General features: G+C 40.3%; 1 protein-coding gene. It reads left to right on the forward strand.

The annotated features are described in order from the left end of the window. Nucleotides 1-200: 200 nt before the first annotated feature. Nucleotides 201-2,065, forward strand: a 1,865-nt coding sequence (locus tag AB4Z17_RS33250; RefSeq protein WP_441964708.1) for a glutaminase domain-containing protein, incomplete at its 3' end; no start/stop codon positions are given.

Here is a 2,065-nt window from a genome sequence, read left to right on the forward strand (position 1 = left end):
ATATTCAAAGGAAGCTTAGGATCCAACAGATGCCAAAAGCTATAAACCGTTTCTTTCATTGTGATATTCCTCACATCTATTGTGATAACTTCTATTATCAGACCGTAATTTGTATGATAAATTGTATATTACAGCAACAGATAACATTATTCAATCGTTTTGCATTTCATTCATTTTCATCTAACTTAGGAGGAATTACTATGATTATGCGTGCTCCAGCTGTCCCACTTATAACTGTAGATCCTTATTTTTCTGTTTGGTCGATGGCGAACGAACTGAACGAAGCTGACACCAAACATTGGACAGGCCAACCTCATAAATTAGTCGGTACCGCTGAGGTTAACGGAAAAGAATATTGTTTTATGGGCGGCAACGATAATGGGATAAAAATGAAACAAACAAGTGTAGATATTAATGCATTATCCAGCAAATATCGTTTTACATCTGATGAAATCAATTTACTCGTTACGTTTACTACCCCTCTTTTAATGGATGATTTAAAGCTTATGTCTAGACCCGTGTCTTATATACATGTACAAGCCGAATCTAACAATGGCGAAGCACAAGATGTGACTATAAAACTAAATGTCGACGATGAGTTATGTCAAAACTTTAAATATGAATTCCCAGTCGATTACAAAGATATTAGCGAGCCAGGTTTTACATGCGGCAAGATTGGAAGCAAATTTCAAAATGTTTTAAATAAAGCGGGTGATGATCTTAGAATTAACTGGGGTTATTTATACCTCGCTTCTAATCATGAAAAGGCTTCAGTCATCGATGTAGCCAATACGCATGAATACGGTACAGTAAGCCATAACATTGAGCTGTCTATCCCTGTAAATACAGGCGAAAACGCAAATGCGCTTTTTGCTGTTGCATATGATGACATCAAAGCGATTGAATATTTTAATGAGCCGCTTAATGCTTATTGGAAAAAAGACGGTGAAACCATCGAAGATGCCTTGAAGCAGGCACTATCTGAGTACGACAGCCTATTTGAAAAGTGTGAACAATTCTCATCCACTCTATTTGCAGAAGCTGCAGAATCAGGCAACGAGAAGTACGCGGAACTAGTATCATTAGCCTACAGACAAGCTATTGCAGGTCATAAGGTTTGTGCGGATACGGATGGAAACGTTCTCTTTATATCCAAAGAAAATTTCAGCAATGGCTGTGCAGCTACGGTAGACGTTACGTATCCATCCATACCGCAATTTTTAATTTACAACCCAGAGCTCGTTAAAGGGATGCTGCGCCCTATTTTTAAATACGCTGCTACTGATATTTGGTATTATGACTTTGCACCACACGATGCGGGAACCTATCCACTCGTTAACGGCCAAGTCTATAGTCACGGCACATGCCCTACTTGGCAAATGCCCGTTGAAGAATGTGGAAATATGCTGATTTGCACAGCTGCTGTTGCGGTCACGGAGAACGATGTATCGTTTGCCAAAGAGAACTGGGAACATCTTGAGAAATGGTGCAATTATTTGATCAACAATGGTGTAGATCCTGACAACCAGCTGTGTACGGATGATTTTGCAGGGCATCTCGCGCATAACTGTAACTTATCGATTAAGGCTATTATGGGTATCGCAAGCTTTGCGATTCTAAACCGTATGGCTGGAGACGAGAAAAAGTCAGAGGAATTAATGAATGTTGCAAAAGGAATGATAGATAACTGGCTCGTCATGGCTGCTAATGAAGACGGAACCTATCGTTTAGCATTTGATCGTCCTGATTCCTTCAGCATGAAATACAATGCGGTATGGGATCAATTATTCGGTCTCGAATTGTTCCCTAAAGATACATTTAAAGCTGAGACTAAAGCCTACTTGGAGAAACATTCAGGTGAGTTTGGCCTTATGCTTGATAATCGTGATACCTACACCAAATCGGATTGGATCGTTTGGAGTGCAACGCTCTGCGACAATAAGGAAGATTTCAATTCCATTGTAGACCGCCTCTGGCATGCGTATGATAAAACAGAGAGCCGCGTTCCGATGAGCGACTGGTATTCAACAAGCACCGCAAAGATGGTAGGCTTCCAAAACCGTAC

Origin of the sequence: Paenibacillus sp. TAF43_2 (assembly GCF_052113545.1) — a bacterium.
Lineage (GTDB): Bacteria > Bacillota > Bacilli > Paenibacillales > Paenibacillaceae > Pristimantibacillus.